The organism is Pseudomonas sp. ZL2, from assembly GCF_054788455.1.
Genome location: NZ_JBGOGX010000055.1, coordinates 32,234 through 51,943, shown reverse-complemented (window position 1 = coordinate 51,943; position 19,710 = coordinate 32,234). Strand labels below are relative to the sequence as shown.

Here is a 19,710-nt window from a genome sequence, read left to right as displayed (position 1 = left end):
CTCCCACAGGATTGGCGCTGGCCTTGAGAGCTGCGCAGAACTTGTGGGAGCTGGCTTTGCCGGCGATGCAAGGCGAAGCCTTGCCCAAAGGCCTCAGTGCAGTATCTGCGCCAGAAACCCTTTGGCCCGCGCACTCTGCGGGTTGTTGAAGAACGCCTCGGGGCTGGCGTCTTCAATGATCTGCCCACCATCGAGAAACAGCACCCGTTCCGCCACCTGGCGGGCAAAGCCCATTTCATGGGTGACGCAGAGCATGGTCATGCCGGTATCGGCCAGTTTCACCAGCACATCCAGCACTTCGGCGACCATCTCCGGGTCCAGCGCCGAGGTCGGTTCGTCGAACAGCATGATCTTCGGTTTCATGCACAGCGCCCGGGCTATCGCCACCCGTTGCTGCTGGCCGCCGGACAGCTGGCTGGGGTATTTGCCGGCCTGGCTTTCGATCCCCACCTTGTTCAGGTAGAAACGCGCTCGATCTTCGGCTTCCTTGCGCGACAGGCCGCGTACGCTCATGGGGGCCAGGGTGCAGTTGTCGAGCACGCTCATGTGCGGGAACAGGTTGAAGTGCTGGAACACCATGCCGATTTCGCTGCGCACGTCGGCAGCCTGGCGAGTGGTCAGGGCAAGGTCGGTGTCGTTGACACGGATGTTGCCCTGTTCGGCAATTTCCAGGCGGTTGATGCAGCGGATCAGTGTCGATTTACCCGACCCGGAAGGCCCGCACAGGACGATGCGTTCGCCTTCACGCACGTTGAGGTTGATGTCGCGCAGCACATGGAAGGCGCCGTAGTGCTTGTTCAGGCCCTCAATGGTCACCACGATCTTGCGTGGATCAACCTGAGGGGCAGGGGAAGGGCTAGCAAGGCTCAGTGAAGCGGTCATGTTGTTATTCTCCCGCGATCAGTTGAAGCGGTCCGCGCGGTACGGCGCAGGATCGGTGAATGGGGTTTCGCCGGTCATCATTTCTGCCAGCAGGCGGCCGGTCACCGGGCCCAGGGTCAGCCCGTGGTGGGCATGGCCGAAGTTGAACCACAGGCCTTTGTGGCGAGCGGCCGGGCCGATCACCGGGCGCATGTCCGGCAGGCACGGGCGGCGGCCCAGCCAGGGCTCGGCATCGACCCGCTCACCCAGCGGGAAGACCTTGCGCGCCAAGGCTTCGCAGCGCTGCAGCTGGATCTGGTTGGCAGCATCGGTGCTGGCGGCGAACTCGATGCCGGTGGTCAGGCGGATGCCCATGGCCATCGGCGCGAGCACGTAACCGCCCTGGGCATCGCAGATCGAATGCTTGAGTTCGGCGCCGTCACGCGCCCGGTAGTGCATGTGATAACCGCGCTTGATCTCCAGCGGAATGCGATAACCCAGCGGCTTGAACAGCTCGGCCGACTGTGGCCCGAGGGCGACCACCACCTCGGGTGCGGTGATTGGCCCCTGGCGGCTGTCGACCTGCCACTCGCTGCCGATCTGGCGCAGGGTGCGGGCGTCGCCGTGGATGAACTGGCCGCCACGCTGCACGAACAGCGCCGCATAGCCGCGGGTCAGGCCGCCGGGGTTGCTGACGGTCTTGGGGTCGAGCCAGTGGATGCCGCCGACCGCATTGTCGCTCAGGTCGACCTCGCGCTCGTGCAGCTGCTGGCGGTCGAGGATTTCGTATTTCAAACCATATGACTTCAGCGCGTGGGCACCGGCCACGGCGTTGTTGTAGGCGTCCTCATTGCGGTACACCTCGATCCAGCCGTTGGCCTTGACCAGTTCGCCGAGGCCCGCTGCGTCGATCAGCGCGTCGTGTTCTTCGACGCAACGCTGCACCAGTGGCAGCATGGCCTGCGTGGCCACGGCCAGGCCCGCTGGCGAGGAGTTTTTCCAGTACTTGAACAGCCACGGGCCGATCTTCGGCAAGTGGGTGAAACTGTAGCGCACGTCGGGCTGGCGGTTCAGGCCATAGCGCAGCAAGCTCGACAGATCATGGGGGAAGGCATAGGGGATGACGCTGGAGCGCTCGATCAGCCCGGCGTTGCCGTGGCTGGTGCCGCTGCCGGGCTCTTCGCGGTCGATGAGGATCACCTTGCGCCCGCGTGCCTGCAGATGAAGGGCCGTGGAGACTCCGACGATGCCGGCGCCCAGAACAATGGTTTGGCAATGCATTGGAACGTTCCTCACAAGCAGGCGGTCAGCGCAGGTGGCGGCCCAGGCGGGCTTCTATGTGTTTGAGGCTGCGGCGCACGATCTCGACGATCAGCAGGTAGAGCACGGCGGCCCACAGGTAGATCTGGAAGTCGAAACTGCGCGAGAACGCCAGCTTGGTCACCCCCATCAGGTCGTAGATGGTCACCAGCGAGGCGATGGCGCTGGCCTTGATCATCAGGATCAGTTCGTTGCCCAGCGGGCCGATGGCGACGATCAGTGATTGCGGCAGGATCACCTTGAAGAACGTGGTCGAACGCTTCAGGCTGAGGGCCTTGGCTGCCTCGTACTGACCGGGAGCGACCGCCATCAGGCTGCCGCGGAAGATCTCGGCCTGGTAAGCGGCGGTGTTGAGGGTGAAGGCCAGCACCGTGCAGTACCAGGCATCCCGGAAGAACCACCACAGACCGACGTCCTGCCAGAAGCCCTTGAGCGAGCCCAGGCCGTAGTACAGCAAGAACAGCTGGGCGAGCAGCGGCGAGCCGCGGAAGAAGTAGATGTAACCTGCGCTCAGGCGTTGCAGCACCAGGTTGTTCGACAGCCTGGCCAGGGCCAGCAGCATGCCAAGCAGGGCGCCGAGGGTGAAGGACAGTGCCACCAGCTTGCCGGTCACCAGCAGGCCGTCGATAAAGCGCGGGCCGTAGCGTTCCAGCAGGTCGGGGTCGAGCACCAGGGCCAGCAGTTGATCGAAGCTCATGTACGTGCCCCCCGCAGATGACGGCTGAAGTACTGCTCGATGAAATTGAACACCCGGCCCGACAACGCCGAGAACAGCAGATAACCCAGGCAGGCAACGCCGTAGAAGAACATCGGCTCCTTGGTCACGCTGACCGCAAGGTTGGTCTGGCGCATCAGGTCGACCAGGGAGATGGTCGACACCAGCGAAGTGTCCTTGAGCAGCGACAGCCAGTTGTTCGACAGGCCCGGCAGGGCGATGCGCACCAGCTGTGGAAAGACCACCTTGCGAAAGGTAGTGGCCTTGCTCAGGCCCAGCGCCGCCGAGGCTTCGTACTGGCCTTTGGCGACAGTCTTGAACGCCGCCAGCCAGATCTCGCTGGAGAACGCGGCAAACACCAGGCTGAAGGCGATCATCGCCGCCAGGAAGGTGTTGATCAGCACTTCACCTTCGTAGCCCATGGCGGCAAGAATTTTCTGCGCGGCAATCTGGCAGCCGTAATAGATGATCAGCAGGGTCAGAAGCTCCGGCAGGCCACGAAACACGGTGGAGAACACCGTGGCGGCAGCACGCGGGAAGCGCTTGGAGGAACGGGCGGCGAGCGCGACGCCCAGGCCCAGCGGCAAGCCGATGGGCAGGCAGGCCAGGGCCAGGGAAATGGTCACCAGGGCGCCGGCCAGCAGAGCCTGGCCCCAGCCGCCGCTGGCGAAGGAAAGCAGTGACAGTTGTTCGAGCATGCTCAAACCCTCTCGCAAGACAGACACACAGCCCCGTGGGAGCCGGCCTTGCCGGCGATGGCATCGACACGCAGTCAGTCAGTGCGCGGCGTCTGCATCGCTGGCAAGGCCAGCGCCCACAGGTCCCTCACAGGACGTGAGATTTACTGGTAGATATCGAAGTCGAAGTAACGACTGGCGATCTTCTGGTAGGTGCCGTTGGCGACGATTGCGTCCAGGGCCTTGTTCAGGCGTTCGCGCAACGCTTCATCTTCCTTGCGCACGGCAATCGAGGCGTCGGCCTTGGTGCCGTTGACGTCGCCAAGGATCTTGCAGCAGTCCTTGCCGGCCTTGCCCAGCCATTCGGTCAGCGGGAACTTGTCGGCAATCACCCCGTCCAGGCGCCCGGCGGCGAGGTCGGCGTTGGCTTCATCGAGGGTCGGGTAGAGTTTGACGTCGGCACCGGCCTTGCCGTAGACGTCCTCGGCGTAGATGGCCTGGGTCGAGGAGGACTGCGCGCCGACCGTGTAGCCTTTGAAGTCAGTCTGCGCGTCGGTGATTTCGCTGTCTTTGGCCACGGCCACCGACAACGGGGTCTTGTAGTAGTGGTTGGTGAAGGCGATCTTCTTGCGCCGTTCTTCGGTATTGATCATCGACGCCACCACGGCGTCGTATTTCTTCGCCATCAAGGCCGGGATGATGCCTTCCCAGTCCTGGGCCACCAGGGTGCATTCGACCTTCATCTGCTCGCACAGGGCGTGGGTGATGTCGACGTCGAAGCCGTGCAGTTTGTTGTCTGAATCGACGTAGTTGAACGGAGGGTAAGCGCCTTCGGTGGCGATCTTCAGGGTTTCGGCCTGGGCCATGGTCGAGCCGGCGAGCAGCAGGGCGCAAGCCCCTGCGAAGCGGATAACGGGTTTCATGACACACCTCGATCTGTTGTTGTTTGCACTCTTGCTATTGTTTGCTCGTTGACGTGTAGCCAACGAATTCGTTGTGTAGAGCTGCAGTTGCTTCCAAGCGTTTTTCAACATCCGGTCCTAGCTTCTTGCAGACCTCGTTGACCATCAGGTGTACCCACGACAGCATCGTCGCGGTGGACTCCCAGAACAGATTGAATTCGGTGGGGATGCGAAACACCTCACTGGCGTTGGCATCGGCCCAGTCACAAAAAGTGTCGGTAACCAGGGTTACCGGAATGCCTGCCGCATGCGCCTTGCGACACAGGGTCAGGGCATGGCGGGAATAGCGGCGCGCCTCGAACACCACCAGGGCGCAATCGGCCGGAGCGCTGAGCAGTACCTCGCCAAAATGCCCGGCACTGCCATCGACCACCTGCACGCCATCGCGCAGGTACTGCAGCAGGTGGGCCATGCACTGGGCGATGCCGCGCTCGGTTTGAAAGCCGGCGACGAATACCTTGCGTCGCTGCGCCAGGCGCTGGCTGACGGTGTCCCACGCCGCGGTGCGGCTGTATTCGTAAACCCGCACCAGCGCGCCAACTTCCTGTTCAAGGCTGCGCGCAAGGCCGGCGGCGTCCTTGCCGTGCTGCTGGCGAAATTCTTGCAGACGATCACCGACCAGCCACGGGCCTTCACCCAGATCGTCCTTGAGGTCATGTTTGAGGGCCTTGAGGTGCTCGTAACCCAACGAGCGGCAGAAGCGCCCGACACTCGACTCGCTGACGCCGATTTTTGCCGCAAGGCTTGCGGAGGTTTCGAAGGGCAGGTCGGTGAGGTTGGCGAGCATGTGGCTGGCGATCTTGCGCCCGGACGCTGCTGCGTTGTGCAGGCTGTGTTCCAGGCGCTGTTTGATCGGTTGGCTCACAGGGCGATTCTCGAAGGCGGCGGCAGGTGAATCAGAAAATGAATGTTTTCTGTCATCAAGTCAATATTTGACAGTTTGCTGTCACTGGAGGAAAGTCTGGCCATTGCCCATCGCTGTCGCCCACTCCAAATCCAATAAGGGAGCTTCAGATGTCCGCACGTCCCGACACTGCTGTCGCGCAGATTGCTTTTGCCGACCTGCAGGCCTTGTTGCAGCGCATTTTCGTCCGTCATGGTTGCAGCGAAGCGGTGGCCCGGGTCCTGGCCTTCAACTGCGCCAGCGCCCAGCGCGATGGCGCGCACAGCCACGGTGTGTTCCGTATTCCCGGTTATGTCTCGACCCTGGCCAGCCATTGGGTCAATGGCCAGGCCGTACCCGAAGTCGAAGATGTTGCCAGCGGTTATGTGCGCGTCGACGCCAAGGGCGGTTTTGCCCAGCCGGCCCTGGCGGCAGCCCGCACGCTGCTGGTAGAGAAGGCTCGCAGTGCCGGGATTGCCGTGCTGGCGATCCACAATTCCCACCATTTCGCCGCCTTGTGGCCGGACGTCGAGCCCTTTGCCGATGAAGGCCTGGTGGCCCTGAGCGTGGTCAACAGCATGACTTGCGTGGTGCCCCATGGTGCCCAGCAACCGTTGTTCGGCACCAACCCGATCGCCTTTGCCGCGCCGTGCGCCGGCAGCGACCCGATCGTCTTCGACATGGCCACCAGCGCCATGGCTCACGGCGATGTGCAGATCGCCGCGCGCAAGGGTGAACTGCTGCCTGAAGGCATGGGCGTCGACAACAAAGGCGAGCCGACCCGCGACCCGCAGGCGATTCTCGACGGCGGTGCGCTGCTGCCGTTTGGCGGGCACAAGGGCTCGGCGCTGTCGATGATGGTCGAACTGCTGGCGGCGGCGCTGACCGGCGGCAATTTCTCGTTCGAGTTCGACTGGTCGCAGCACCCAGGGGCGAAGACGCCCTGGACCGGGCAACTGATCATCGTCATCGACCCGGCCAGGTCGGTGGGCAACCGCTTTGCCGAACGCAGCCGTGACCTGGTGCGGCAGATGCAGGCGGTGGGCTTGCAGCGCCTGCCGGGCGAGCGCCGCTTCCGTGAGCGTGAGCAGTCGGCAAAGCAGGGCGTGACGCTGACAGTGGCGGAGCTTGAGCAGTTGCAGGGCTTGGCCCAGTAGTGAACTTGAGCACGCTATCGCTGGCACGCCAGCTCCCACAGGGTTTTTGCTGATCATTGTGGGAGCTGGCTTGCCAGCGATAGCTGTGCACACCTGCACTGATCAGTTGCACCAGAGGTAATGTTCCTCGGCCTCAGGTACAGGTATCCTCGACACAGCTTTTAGTCCGAACTGTCCTGACCCAAGGAGCTGTGCGCTGTGTTCAAACATGTCGATGCCTATGCCGGCGATCCGATTCTCTCCCTGATGGAGACCTTCAAGGCCGATCCCCGCGCCGCCAAGGTCAACCTGAGTATCGGCCTGTATTACGATGCCGCAGGCGTGGTGCCACAGTTGGCCGCGGTGCGCGAAGCCGAGCAGCGCTTTGCCGCCCAGCCTCACGAAGCCTCGATGTACCTGCCGATGGAAGGCCTGAGCAGCTACCGCCAGGCGATCCAGGCGTTGTTGTTCGGTGCTGGCCATCCAGCCGTTGAAAGCGGCCGCGTCGCCACCGTGCAGACGGTCGGCGGTTCCGGCGCGCTGAAAGTCGGTGCCGACTTCCTCAAGCGCTACTTCCCCGAGTCGCAGGTGTGGGTCAGTGATCCGACCTGGGACAACCACCGGGCGATCTTCGAAGGCGCAGGTTTCAAGGTCAACAGCTACCCGTACTTCGACCCGGCCAGCCGCGGCGTCAACTTCGACGGCATGCTCGGCACCCTCAAGGGCTTGCCGGCCAACAGCGTCGTCCTGTTGCACCCGTGCTGCCACAACCCCACCGGGGTCGACCTGAGCCAGGCGCAATGGCAGCAAGTGATTGAAGTGGTCAAGGCGCGCAACCTGATCCCGTTCCTCGACATCGCCTACCAGGGCTTTGGCGAAGGCCTGGCTGAAGATGCCTATGCCATTCGCGAAGTGGCCCGCGCCGGCGTGCCGTGTCTGGTGAGCAACTCGTTCTCGAAGATCTTCTCGCTGTATGGCGAGCGGGTCGGCGGCCTGTCGGTGGTTTGTGATGATGCCGACACCGCGCAAAGCGTGCTCGGCCAGCTCAAGGCCACCGTGCGCCGCAACTACTCCAGCCCGCCAAGCTTCGGTGCCCAGTTGGTGGCCGCGGTGCTCGGTGATGCTGAGCTCAACGCCCAGTGGGAAGCGGAAGTGGAGAAGATGCGCCTGCGTATCCTCGACATGCGCCAGGCTCTGGTCGATACCCTGGCCGAGCTGCTGCCGGGGCAGGACTTCCAGTTCTTCCTGCGCCAGCGCGGCATGTTCAGCTACACCGGCTTCAGCGTCGAGCAGGTGCGGCGCCTGCGTGACGAGTTCGGGGTGTACCTGATCGACAGCGGCCGGGTGTGCATGGCCGGCTTGCGTCCGGACAACCTGCAGCAAGTGGCCAAGGCGTTCGCTGCGGTTCAGTAAGTCACTTCAATCGCGGGGCAAGCCCGCTCCCACCGCTACTCACCTGATTTCAAGGATGGAGTGGTTCCGGTGGGAGCGGGCTTGCCCCGCGATGCTTTCAGCCCAAGGTGCAACCACTCCTCGGCCAGGGCTTTGCAAGTGCAACCAAACGGCGCACAATCGCGCCCCTCTTTGTATGGCTAAGAGGGGTGAGGCGTCTGTTTCGCCACTCTCAGCCCTGTTGCAGTCTTGCGAGTGGAGTTGCACCCGGATGAATGAGCAGGCCCCAAGCGTTGAACAACGCTTCGAATCGACCCCCGCCGCCCTCGGCAGCTGGGCCCGTCAGGACACTACCTGGATGCTGGGCCTGTTTGGCACGGCGATTGGCGCGGGGACCCTGTTCCTGCCGATCAACGCCGGCCTCGGCGGCTTCTGGCCGCTGCTGATCCTGGCGCTGCTGGCGTTCCCGATGACCTTCTACGCGCACCGCGGCCTGACCCGCTTCGTGCTCTCCGGGCGCGACGGCACCGACATCACCGACGTGGTCGAGGAGCATTTCGGCCTCAGCGCCGGTGCCCTGATCACCCTGCTGTATTTCCTTGCCATCTTCCCGATCCTGCTGATCTATAGCGTGGCCCTGACCAACACCGTCGGCAGCTTCATGGAGCACCAGCTGCACATCGAGCCGCCACCGCGCGCGGTATTGTCCTTTGTGCTGATCCTCGGCCTGCTGGCCATCGTGCGCTGTGGCGAACAGGCCACGGTCAAGGTCATGAGCTGGCTGGTCTATCCGTTCATCGTCGCCCTGGCGTTCCTGGCGGTGTTCCTGATTCCGCACTGGAACGGCGGCATCCTCAGCACTGCTACCGAACTGCCATCGGGCTCGGCGTTCCTGCACACCCTGTGGCTGGCGATCCCGGTGATGGTCTTCTCGTTCAACCATTCGCCGATCATCTCGGCCTTTGCCGTTGATCAGAAGCGCCGTTATGGCGTGCACGCCGACGAACGCAGCGGGCAGATCCTGTGCCGTGCCCACCTGCTGATGGTGGCCATGGTGATGTTCTTCGTGTTCAGTTGCGTATTGACCCTGACCCCGGCGCAACTGGCCGAGGCCAAGGCGCAGAACCTGTCGATCCTGTCGTACCTGGCCAACCACTTCAGTAACCCGACCATCGCCTTCGCCGCGCCGCTGATTGCCTTCATCGCCATCGCCAAGTCGTTCCTGGGCCACTACATTGGCGCCAGCGAAGGCCTCAAGGGCCTGGTCGTCAAGACCGGCAAGCGCCCTGGCGCCAAGGCCCTGGATCGCATGACCGCGGCCTTCATGCTGGTCATCTGCTGGATCGTCGCCACCCTCAACCCGAGCATTCTCGGCATGATCGAAAGCTTCGGCGGCCCGGTCATTGCCGCGATCCTGTTCCTGATGCCGATGTACGCCATCCGCAAGGTGCCGGCCATGAGCAAGTACCGCGGGCAGATGTCCAACGTCTTCGTCGTCGCCGTGGGCCTGGTGGCCATTTCGGCGCTGGTTTACTCGCTGCTGAGTTAAACCGCTGGGTTCGGGAGCCGGCAATCGGCTCCCGAACAACTAAAGATTGTCCACAAAAGTTGTCTGGCAATTCAACAATTTAACACTGGCCCATAGGTAGACGGGCACTTTCATGGTTAACTCTGGTCCTTTACTCACCCCCGCATAAGGACTTCGTTCATGGCTCAAGTGACTCTCAAAGGCAACCCGGTTCAGGTCAAAGGCGAACTGCCGAAAGTAGGCGCCCAGGCACCTGCGTTTTCCCTGGTTGGTGCTGGCCTGGCCGACGTGACCCTGGCCTCCCTGGCCGGCAAGCGCAAAGTGCTGAACATCTTCCCAAGCGTCGATACCCCGACCTGCGCGACTTCCGTGCGCACCTTCAACAAGAAGGCTGGTGAACTGAACAACACCGTCGTGCTGTGCATCTCCGCTGACCTGCCATTCGCTCAAGCGCGCTTCTGCGGTGCTGAAGGCCTGGAGAACGTACAGAACCTGTCGCTGCTGCGCGGCCGTGAGTTCTTCGGCAACTACGGCGTTGAAATCGCCGACGGCCCGCTGGCCGGCCTGACTGCCCGTGCCGTGGTGGTGCTGGATGAGAACGACAAGGTGCTGCACAGCGAGCTGGTTGGCGAAATCGCCGAAGAACCAAACTATGAGGCTGCTTTGGCAGTCCTGAAGTAATAGCGACCCCGCCGGGGCTGCTGCGCAGCCCATCGCTGGCAAGGCCAGCTCCCACAATGCACCTGCGTACGCTGTTCCTGTGGGAGCCGGCCTTGCCGGCGATGAAGGCGACGCGATTATTGTTAATAATTGCTAAGAGTTGTTGCGGCCTGGCCCTCGTCCAGGCCGTTTTTATTTATAGTTCATTACTTTAGCAACGTAAGCTCAAGGTAAAGTGCCGGTAAAGGCGCTTTGCTTATCCGTCTTCAGTGCTTATCGTTCAGCCTCCTCAAAAGAATTCTTTCCCGCACAATGGTCGATCACCCGATGCTTTCTCGTTCCCGTTCCCCTCGTCGCTGGCTTGTCGGCCTGCTGATCCTGTTGCTGGTCGCCGGCCTGTGCTGGTGGCTGTGGCCGTCGCCGGCCGCGCAAAAGGCCGGCGCTGCGCCAGGCGGCAAGGGCGGACGGCCGGGCTTTGGCGCGTTCGGTGGGCCGGTGCCGGTACGGGTTGAATCGGCGACGGTGGGTGATTTCCCGGTGTACCTCAAGGCCCTGGGTACGGTGACCGCGACCAACACGGTGAATGTGCGCAGCCGGGTGGGCGGCGAGCTGGTCAAGGTCAATTTCCAGGAAGGGCAGAAGGTCAAGGCCGGTGACCTGCTGGCCGAGATCGACCCGCGCACTTACCAGATCGCCCTGCAACAGGCCGAAGGCACGCTGGCGCAGAACCAGGCGCAGTTGAAAAACGCCCAGATCGACCTGCAGCGTTATAAAGGCCTGTACGCCGAAGACAGCATCGCCAAGCAGACGCTGGACACCCAGGAAGCACTGGTCGGCCAGTACCAGGGCACGATCAAGACCAACCAGGCGGCGGTGGGTGACGCCAAGCTCAACCTCGACTTCACCCGTATCCGCGCGCCGATCAACGGCCGCCTGGGCTTGCGCCAGCTTGACGTCGGCAACCTGGTGGCGGCCAACGACACCACCGCCTTGGTGGTCATCACCCAGACCCAGCCGATCACCGTGGCCTTCACCTTGCCTGAAACGGAGCTGAACACGGTGCTGGCGCGTTATCGCAGCGGCGCTCAGCTGCCCGTTGAAGCATGGGACCGTGGCGATATCAAGCAACAGGCAGTCGGCGTGCTGCGCAGCCTCGACAACCAGATCGACACCACCACCGGCACCCTGAAGTTCAAGGCCTTCTTCGAGAACCAGGAGGAAGCGCTGTTCCCCAACCAGTTCGTCAACGTGCGGCTGCTGGCCGATACCCTGAAGGGCGTGGTGCTGGCACCGTCAGCGGCGATCCAGTTCGGCACCGACGGCTCGTTCGTCTATGTCATGGAAGGCGACAACAAGGTGCGTATCCGCAAACTTACCCTCGGCGCCAGCGATGGCGACCACACCGTAGTCAACGAGGGCCTGGCCCAGGGCGAGCGGGTAGTGCTCGAAGGCACCGACCGCCTGCGTGATGGCAGTGACGTCGAGGTGGTCAACGACAGCGCCGAAGTACCGGTCACCCCCGGCCAGCACCTGCAGGGCCAGGATAAAAAAGACGCCTCCGTCGCTCCCGCTGAACAGGGCAAGGCCGGCGCATGAACCTCTCGCGGCTGTTCATCCTGCGCCCGGTGGCGACCACCCTGAGCATGCTGGCCATCGTTCTGGCCGGCCTGATCGCCTACAAGATGCTGCCGGTGGCGGCACTGCCCCAGGTCGATTACCCGACCATCCGGGTCATGACCCTGTACCCCGGCGCCAGCCCGCAGGTGATGACCAGCGCGGTCACCGCGCCGCTTGAGCGCCAGTTCGGGCAGATGCCCGGGCTGACCCAGATGGCCTCGACCAGCTCCGGTGGCGCCTCGGTGCTGACCCTGCGCTTCAGCCTGGACATGAACATGGACGTTGCCGAGCAACAGGTGCAGGCGGCGATCAACGCTGCCAGCAACCTGCTGCCCAGCGACCTGCCGGCACCGCCGGTGTACAACAAGGTCAACCCGGCAGACACACCGGTGCTGACCCTGGCGATTTCGTCGAAAACCATGCCGTTGCCCAAGCTCAACGACCTGGTCGACACCCGGGTGGCACAGAAGATCGCCCAGATTGGCGGCGTCGGCATGGTCAGCATCGCCGGCGGCCAGCGCCAGGCGGTGCGGATCAAGGTCAACCCCGACGCCCTGGCTTCGGCCGGGCTGAACCTGGCTGACGTGCGCACCCTGATCGGCGCTTCCAACGTCAACCAGCCCAAAGGCAACTTCGATGGCCCGACCCGGGTATCGATGCTCGACGCCAACGACCAGCTGCGTTCGCCCGAGGAATACGCCAACCTGATCCTCGCCTACAACAACGGCGCGCCGCTGCGCCTGAAAGACGTCGCCGAGATCGTCGACGGCGCCGAGAACGAGCGCCTGGCGGCCTGGGCCAACCAGAACCAGGCAGTGCTGCTGAACATCCAGCGCCAACCCGGGGCCAATGTCATCGAGGTGGTCGACCGGATCAAGGCCATGCTGCCGTCGATCACCGACAACCTGCCGGCGGGCCTCGACGTCAGTGTGCTTACCGACCGCACCCAGACCATCCGCGCCTCGGTCAAGGACGTACGCCACGAGCTGTTGATCGCCATTGTCCTGGTGGTCATGGTCACTTTCGTGTTCCTGCGCCGCTTCAGTGCCACCCTCATTCCCTCGGTGGCCGTGCCGCTGTCGCTGATCGGCACCTTTGCGGTCATGCACCTGGCCGGCTTTTCGATCAACAACCTGACCCTGATGGCCCTGACCATTGCCACCGGCTTTGTGGTCGACGATGCCATCGTCATGCTGGAGAACATCTCGCGGCATATCGAAGAGGGCGAAACGCCGATGCAAGCCGCGCTCAAGGGCGCCCGGCAAATCGGTTTCACCCTGATTTCGCTGACCTTCTCATTGATCGCGGTACTGATCCCGCTGCTGTTCATGGCCGACGTGGTCGGCCGGCTGTTCCGCGAGTTCGCCATTACCCTGGCGGTGGCGATCCTGATTTCCCTGGTGGTGTCGCTGACCCTGACGCCGATGATGTGCGCGCGCTTGCTCAAGCGCGAGCCCAAGGAAGAAGAACAAGGGCGCTTCTACCGGGCCAGCGGTGCCTGGATCGACTGGATGATCGACTACTACGGCCGCGGCCTGCAGTGGGTGCTCAAGCACCAGCCGCTGACCCTGCTGGTGGCCGTGGCGACCCTGGGGCTGACCGTGCTGCTGTACCTGGTGGTGCCCAAGGGCTTTTTCCCGGTGCAGGACACCGGGGTGATCCAGGGTATTTCCGAGGCACCGCAGTCGGTGTCGTTCACCGCCATGAGCCAGCGCCAGCAGGAGCTCAGCGCAGTGATCCTCAAGGACCCGGCGGTGCAGAGCCTGTCGTCCTATATTGGCGTCGATGGTGACAACGCCACCCTCAACAGCGGCCGCCTGCTGATCAACCTCAAGCCCCATGGCGAGCGTGACCTCACTGCTACCCAGGTAATTGCCCGCTTGCAGGGGGAGGTCGACAAGCTGGTCGGCATCCGCCTGTTCATGCAGCCGGTGCAGGACTTGAGCATCGAAGACCGGGTCAGCCGCACCCAGTACCAGTTCAGTTTGTCATCGCCCGATGCCGAGCTGCTGGCGCAGTGGAGCGGCAAGCTGGTCGATGCCCTGCAGCAGCGTCCGGAGCTGACGGATGTCGCCAGCGACCTGCAGGACAAGGGCCTGCAGGTGTTCCTGGTGATCGACCGCGACGCTGCCAGCCGCCTGGGCATCAACGTCGCCGACATCACCAACGCCCTGTACGATGCCTTCGGTCAGCGGCAGATCTCGACCATTTACACCCAGGCCAGCCAGTACCGCGTGGTGCTGCAGGCCGAGGCCGCGTCCAGCATCGGTCCGCAGGTGCTGGAGCAGATTCACGTCAAGGCCAGCGACGGCGGCCAGGTGCGGCTGTCGAGCCTGGCGCGCATCGAGCAGCGCCAGGCGCAACTGGCGATTGCCCATATCGGCCAGTTCCCGGCGGTGATGATGTCGTTCAACCTGGGCGATGGCGTGGCCCTGGGTGAGGCGGTCAAGGTCATCGAGCAGGTGCAGCAGGACATCGGCATGCCGGTGGGCGTGCAAACCCGCTTCCAGGGCGCGGCGGAAGCCTTCCAGGCCTCGCTGTCGAGCACCTTGCTGCTGATCCTGGCGGCGGTGGTGACCATGTACATCGTGCTCGGTGTGCTGTACGAGAGCTACATCCACCCGGTGACCATCCTTTCGACCTTGCCGTCGGCGGCGGTGGGCGCCTTGCTGGCGTTGATCCTCTCGGGCAACGACCTGGGCATGATCGCCATCATCGGCATCATTTTGCTCATTGGTATCGTCAAGAAGAACGCGATCATGATGATCGACTTCGCCCTGGAGGCCGAGCGCAACCAGGGCATGGCGCCCGAGGCGGCGATCTACCAGGCGGCGCTGCTGCGCTTCCGGCCGATCCTGATGACCACCCTGGCAGCGTTGTTCGGCGCCATCCCGCTGATGCTCGCCACCGGTTCCGGCGCCGAACTGCGCCAGCCGCTGGGCCTGGTGATGGTCGGTGGGCTGCTGGTCAGCCAGGTGCTGACGCTGTTCACTACGCCTGTCATCTACTTGTACTTCGATCGGTTGTCGAGGCGCCTTCGCTCCCGTGGCTTGACCGGAGACTTGGTATGATCGGCGCCAGCTACAAGCCGCAAGCTGCAAGCTGCAAGCGGTCCGGTGTTCGATCTGTGCATCGAAGGTCACCTCAAGTTGCTTGCAGCTTGCAGCTTGCAGCTTGCAACTGGAGCCACCCATGAACCTCTCAGCTCCGTTCATCGCCCGCCCAGTGGCGACGATGCTGCTGAGCCTGGCAATCATGCTGCTGGGTGGCGTCAGCTTCGGCCTGTTGCCGGTGGCGCCGCTGCCGCAGATCGAGTTCCCGGTGATCGTGGTCCAGGCCAGCCTGCCGGGCGCCAGCCCCGAGGTCATGGCCTCGACCGTGGCCACGCCGCTGGAGCGCTCCATGGGCGCGATCTCCGGGGTCAACACCCTGACCAGCAGTTCCAGCCAGGGCTCGACCCGGGTAATCCTCGGCTTCGACCAGGGCCGTGACATCGACGCGGCGGCGCGCGAGGTGCAGGCTGCCATCAACGCCTCGCGCAACCTGTTGCCCAGCGGCATGCGCAGCATGCCCACCTACAAGAAATACAATCCGTCCCAGGCGCCGATCATGGTCCTGGCACTGACCTCCAGCGTGCTGCAGAAGGGCCAGTTGTACGACCTGGCCTCGACCATCCTGTCCCAGAGCCTGTCCCAGGTGCCGGGGGTAGGCGAGGTGCAGATCGGCGGCAGTTCGCTGCCGGCGGTGCGCGTCGAACTCGAGCCGCAGTTGCTCAACCAGTATGGCGTGGCCCTCGATGACGTGCGCCAGACCATCGCCAATGCCAACCAGCGCCGGCCCAAGGGCTTTATCGAAGATGGCCAGCGCAACTGGCAGGTGCAGGCCAACGACCAACTGGAGAAAGCCAAGGACTACGAGCCCCTGGTGATTCGCTACCAGGACGGCGCGGTGCTGCGCCTGAGCCACGTGGCCAAGCTCAGCGACGCGGTGGAGAACCGCTACAACAGCGGGTTCTTCAACGATCAGGACGCGGTGCTGCTGGTGATCAATCGCCAGACCGGCGCCAACATCATCGAGACCGTAAGCAAGATCAAGGAGCAGCTGCCGGCCCTGGAGTCGCTGATGCCCGCCAGCGTCAAGCTGGACGTGGCCATGGACCGCTCGCCGGTGATCAAGGCGACCCTCAAGGAAGCCGAGCACACCCTGATCATCGCCGTGGTGCTGGTGATCCTGGTGGTGTTCCTGTTCCTTGGCAACCTGCGCGCATCGTTGATCCCGACCCTGGCGGTGCCGGTGTCGCTGGTCGGCACGTTTGCGGCCATGTACCTGTGCGGATTCTCGCTGAACAACCTGTCGCTGATGGCCCTGATTCTCGCCACCGGCCTGGTGGTCGACGACGCCATCGTGGTGCTGGAGAACATCTCCCGGCATATCGACGAGGGCGTGCCGCCGATGCGCGCCGCGTACCTGGGCTCCAAGGAAGTCGGCTTCACCTTGCTGTCGATGAACCTGTCGCTGGTGGTGGTGTTCGTCTCGATCCTGTTCATGGGCGGTATCGTCGGTTCGCTGTTTCGCGAGTTCTCCATCACCCTGGCGGTGGCGATCCTGGTGTCGCTGCTGGTCTCCCTGACCCTCACGCCGATGCTCTGCGCACGCTGGCTCAAAGCCCAGCCAGAGGGCGAGCAGACTCGCCTGCAACGCTGGAGCGCGCAGCTCAACCAGCGCATGATGGCCGGTTACGGGCGCAGCCTGGACTGGGTGATGCGCCACCGGCGCCTGACCCTGCTGAGCCTGCTGGTGACCATCGCGGTCAACATTGCCTTGTACGTGGTGGTGCCCAAGACCTTCCTGCCGCAGCAGGACACCGGCCAGCTGATGGGCTTTGTCCGCGGCGACGACGGCCTGTCGTTCCAGGTGATGCAGCCGAAGATGGAAATCTACCGCCGCGCCTTGCTGGCCGACCCGGCGGTGGAAAGCGTCGCCGGCTTCATCGGCGGCAACAGCGGCACCAACAACGCCATGGTGATCGTGCGCCTCAAGCCACTCAGCGAGCGCAAGGTGTCGGCGCAGAAGATCATCGAGCGCCTGCGCAAAGAGATGCCCAAGGTGCCCGGCGGGCGGCTGTTCCTGATGGCCGACCAGGACCTGCAGTTCGGCGGCGGCCGCGACCAGAGCAGCTCGCAGTTCCTCTATACCCTGCAAAGCAGCGAACTGTCGGCCCTGCGCGAGTGGTACCCGAAGGTGGTCGCTGCGTTCAAGGCGCTGCCGGAGCTGACTGCCATCGACGCCCGCGAGGGGGGTGGCACCCAGCAGATAACCCTGGTGGTCGACCGCGAGCAGGCCAAGCGCCTGGGCATCGACATGAGCATGGTCACCTCGGTGCTCAACAACGCCTACAGCCAGCGGCAGATCTCGACCATCTACGACAGCCTCAACCAGTATCAGGTGGTGATGGAGATCAACCCCAGGTACGCCCAGGACCCGCGTACCCTGGAGCAGGTCCAGGTGATTACTGCCGATGGCGCAAGGGTGCCGCTGGCCACCTTCGCCCATTACGAGAACAGCCTGGCCGACGACCGCGTCAGCCACGAGGACCAGTTCGCCTCCGAGAGCATCAACTTCGACATCGCCGAAGGCTACAGCCAGGACCAGGCCCTGGCTGCGGTGGAGCGGGCGGTGGCCAAGGTCGGCCTGCCCGAGGACGTGATCGCCAAGCTCGGCGGTACCGGCGATGCCTTCGCCGAAAGCCAGAAGGGCCAGCCGTTCATGATCCTCGGCGCCTTGCTGGCGGTGTACCTGGTGCTGGGCATCCTCTACGAAAGCTACATTCACCCGCTGACCATCCTCTCGACGCTGCCATCGGCCGGGGTAGGGGCCTTGCTGACCCTTTACGTGGTCGGCAGCGAGTTCAGCCTGATCTCCCTGCTCGGCTTGTTCCTGCTGATCGGCGTGGTGAAGAAGAACGCGATCATGATGATCGACCTGGCCCTGCAACTGGAGCGTCACGAGCACCTGAGCCCGGAGGAGTCGATCCGCCGTGCCTGCCTGCTGCGCCTGCGGCCGATCCTGATGACTACCCTGGCGGCCATCCTCGGCGCCTTGCCGCTGCTGCTCAGCCACGCTGAAGGCGCCGAGATGCGCCAGCCACTGGGCCTGACCATCATCGGCGGGCTGGTCTTCAGCCAGATCCTCACGCTTTACACCACCCCGGTGGTCTACCTCTATCTGGACCGCCTGCGCCATCGCTTCAACCGCTGGCGCGGCGTGCGTACCGACGCTGCTTTGGAAACCCCGCTATGACCCGACGTCCGCTTTTTTCCGACCGTTCGCTGCAGCCGCTGCTGGCTGCCCGCGGCTCGCGCCTGCTGGCCTCGGCCCTGTGCCTGGCGATGCTCAGCGCTTGTACCCTGAGCCCGGATTACCACCGGCCCGAGACCCCGGCGCCGGTGGCGTTCAAGCACGCCGAAGGCTGGACCCAGGCCAACCCTTCGGACGCCATTGCCCGCGGCGCCTGGTGGGAGCTGTACGGCGACGCCCAGCTCAATGGCCTGGTCGAGCAGCTCAATGCCAGCAACCAGACCGTCGCCCAGTACGAAGCCCAGTACCGCCAGGCCCAGGCCCTGGTGCGCAGCGCCCGTGGCGCACTGTTCCCAAGCCTCGACCTGTCGGCCGGCAAGACCCGTTCCAGCCAGGGCACCGGCAGCTCAAGCTCGAGCCTGAGCAACAACAGCAGCGGCATCCGCAACACCTATAGCACCCAGCTGGGGGTGAGCTGGGAGGTCGACCTGTGGGGCAAGCTGCGTGACGGCCTGGCCGCCAACCAGGCCAGCGCCGAGGCCAGCCTTGCCGACATGGCGGCGATCCGCCTGAGCCTGCAGTCGGAGCTGGTGCAGAACTACCTGCAGCTGCGGGTGCTCGACGAGCAGAAGCGCCTGCTCGAGGCCACCGTCGAGGCCTATGAGCGTTCGCTGAAAATGACCGAGAACCAGTACCGTGCCGGCGTCTCGGGCAAGGACGCGGTAGCCCAGGCGCAAACCCAGCTGAAAAGCACCCAGGCCGACCTGATCGACCTGGTGTGGCAGCGCGCGCAACTGGAAAACGCTATCGCCGTGCTGCTGGGCAAGGCCCCGGCCGAGTTCGCCCTGGCCGACAGCAAGGACATCCCGGCACTGCCGCAGGTACCGCTGGCCTTGCCCTCGCAACTGCTGGAACGCCGCCCCGACATCGCCAAGGCCGAGCGCAACGTGATGTCGGCCAACGCCAGCATCGGCGTGGCCCGCGCCGCCTACTTCCCGGACCTGACCCTGAGCATGAGCGGTGGCTACAGCAGTAGCAGCTTCAGCGACTGGATCAGCCTGCCGAATCGCTTCTGGTCGGTCGGCCCGCAGTTGGCCATGACCCTGTTCGACGCCGGCCAGCGCGCCGCCGAAGTGGACCGCAGCGAAGCGGTCTACGACCAGACCGTGGCCCAGTACCGCCAGACCGTGCTCGACGGCTTCAAGGAAGTGGAAAACTACCTGGTGCAGCTCAAGGTCTACGAAGACGAAGCCCGGGTGCGCAGCGAAGCCCTGGACTCGGCCCGCGAATCCCTGCGCCTGACCAACAACCAGTACAAGGCCGGGCTGATCGCCTACCTGGACGTGGTCAACGTGCAGACCACCGCCCTGAGCAACGAGCGCAGCGTGCTCAACCTGCTGCAGGGGCGGCTGGTGGCCAGCGTGCAGTTGATTGCGGCGCTGGGCGGTGGCTGGGACTCGCAGGCGGCGTTTGTTGAGCAGGAAGATGAAGATAAATCCTTATAAAACAAGTGAATAGATAAACTTGTTAAAGTCATATGTTCGGTATGGCGGCTTTCGATGCAGATTGCATTGAATTCTGCCATATGGCTTTAATTTTTGATCTTAACTTACTGTTTTATATGATAAATATATTCTAGAAATCATCTGAAGAGGCGATGAT

At 63.6% G+C, this 19,710-nt stretch carries 14 protein-coding genes; 8 read left to right on the top strand and 6 right to left on the bottom strand.

The genetic code is table 11. The features are described from left to right. Positions 1-93: 93 nt before the first annotated feature. From ABM562_RS25205 to ABM562_RS25180, 6 genes are all read right to left on the bottom strand, one after another. Positions 94-882 carry an amino acid ABC transporter ATP-binding protein gene (locus tag ABM562_RS25205; RefSeq protein WP_115086819.1) on the bottom strand — a complete coding sequence of 263 codons (789 nt, stop codon included), beginning with the start codon at positions 880-882 and terminating at the stop codon, positions 94-96. Positions 883-900: 18 nt separating this feature from the next. Further along, on the bottom strand, positions 901-2,142 hold the full coding sequence (locus tag ABM562_RS25200) for an NAD(P)/FAD-dependent oxidoreductase (RefSeq protein WP_134065067.1): 1,242 nt from the start codon (positions 2,140-2,142) through the stop codon (positions 901-903). 25 nt (positions 2,143-2,167) lie between these two features. Then, positions 2,168-2,878, bottom strand: coding sequence for an ABC transporter permease (locus ABM562_RS25195; protein WP_115086817.1), 711 nt, complete (start codon positions 2,876-2,878; stop codon positions 2,168-2,170). Beyond that, positions 2,875-3,594, bottom strand: coding sequence for an ABC transporter permease (locus ABM562_RS25190; protein WP_115086816.1), 720 nt, complete (start codon positions 3,592-3,594; stop codon positions 2,875-2,877). The genes ABM562_RS25195 and ABM562_RS25190 overlap by 4 nt, the downstream gene beginning before the upstream one ends. 143 nt (positions 3,595-3,737) lie before the next feature. Next, positions 3,738-4,496, bottom strand: a complete 759-nt coding sequence (locus ABM562_RS25185; protein WP_010222010.1) for a transporter substrate-binding domain-containing protein — start codon at positions 4,494-4,496, stop codon at positions 3,738-3,740. 34 nt (positions 4,497-4,530) lie between these two features. Beyond that, on the bottom strand, positions 4,531-5,400 hold the full coding sequence (locus tag ABM562_RS25180) for a MurR/RpiR family transcriptional regulator (protein WP_115086815.1): 870 nt from the start codon (positions 5,398-5,400) through the stop codon (positions 4,531-4,533). Between the two features lie 149 nt (positions 5,401-5,549). Between ABM562_RS25180 and ABM562_RS25175 the strand changes: the two genes are divergently transcribed. The 8 genes from ABM562_RS25175 (at position 5,550) to ABM562_RS25140 (ending at position 19,553) form a co-directional block, all read left to right on the top strand. Further along, positions 5,550-6,575, top strand: coding sequence for an Ldh family oxidoreductase (locus tag ABM562_RS25175; protein ID WP_233674137.1), 1,026 nt, complete (start codon positions 5,550-5,552; stop codon positions 6,573-6,575). A 198-nt stretch (positions 6,576-6,773) separates the two neighbouring features. Then, positions 6,774-7,967: an amino acid aminotransferase gene (locus ABM562_RS25170; protein ID WP_115086813.1), complete on the top strand. Its 1,194-nt coding sequence runs from the start codon at positions 6,774-6,776 to the stop codon at positions 7,965-7,967. A gap of 250 nt (positions 7,968-8,217) precedes the next feature. Further along, positions 8,218-9,495 carry a serine/threonine transporter gene (locus ABM562_RS25165; RefSeq protein ID WP_115086812.1) on the top strand — a complete coding sequence of 426 codons (1,278 nt, stop codon included), beginning with the start codon at positions 8,218-8,220 and terminating at the stop codon, positions 9,493-9,495. Positions 9,496-9,654: 159 nt separating this feature from the next. Next, a complete protein-coding gene (gene tpx / locus ABM562_RS25160; RefSeq protein WP_115086811.1) occupies positions 9,655-10,155 on the top strand; it encodes a thiol peroxidase in 501 nt (166 codons plus the stop codon). Between the two features lie 291 nt (positions 10,156-10,446). After that, entirely contained in the window at positions 10,447-11,730 is a 1,284-nt protein-coding gene (locus tag ABM562_RS25155) for an MdtA/MuxA family multidrug efflux RND transporter periplasmic adaptor subunit (protein ID WP_460423723.1), read from the top strand. Continuing rightward, positions 11,727-14,822, top strand: coding sequence for an MdtB/MuxB family multidrug efflux RND transporter permease subunit (locus ABM562_RS25150; protein WP_115086809.1), 3,096 nt, complete (start codon positions 11,727-11,729; stop codon positions 14,820-14,822). The genes ABM562_RS25155 and ABM562_RS25150 overlap by 4 nt, the downstream gene beginning before the upstream one ends. A 121-nt stretch (positions 14,823-14,943) precedes the next feature. Further along, positions 14,944-18,051 carry an efflux RND transporter permease subunit gene (locus ABM562_RS25145; protein ID WP_115086808.1) on the top strand — a complete coding sequence of 1,036 codons (3,108 nt, stop codon included), beginning with the start codon at positions 14,944-14,946 and terminating at the stop codon, positions 18,049-18,051. Further along, positions 18,048-19,553, top strand: coding sequence for an efflux transporter outer membrane subunit (locus ABM562_RS25140; protein ID WP_460423721.1), 1,506 nt, complete (start codon positions 18,048-18,050; stop codon positions 19,551-19,553). Before ABM562_RS25145 ends, ABM562_RS25140 begins: the two co-directional genes overlap by 4 nt. The last annotated feature ends 157 nt before the right edge of the window (positions 19,554-19,710 follow it).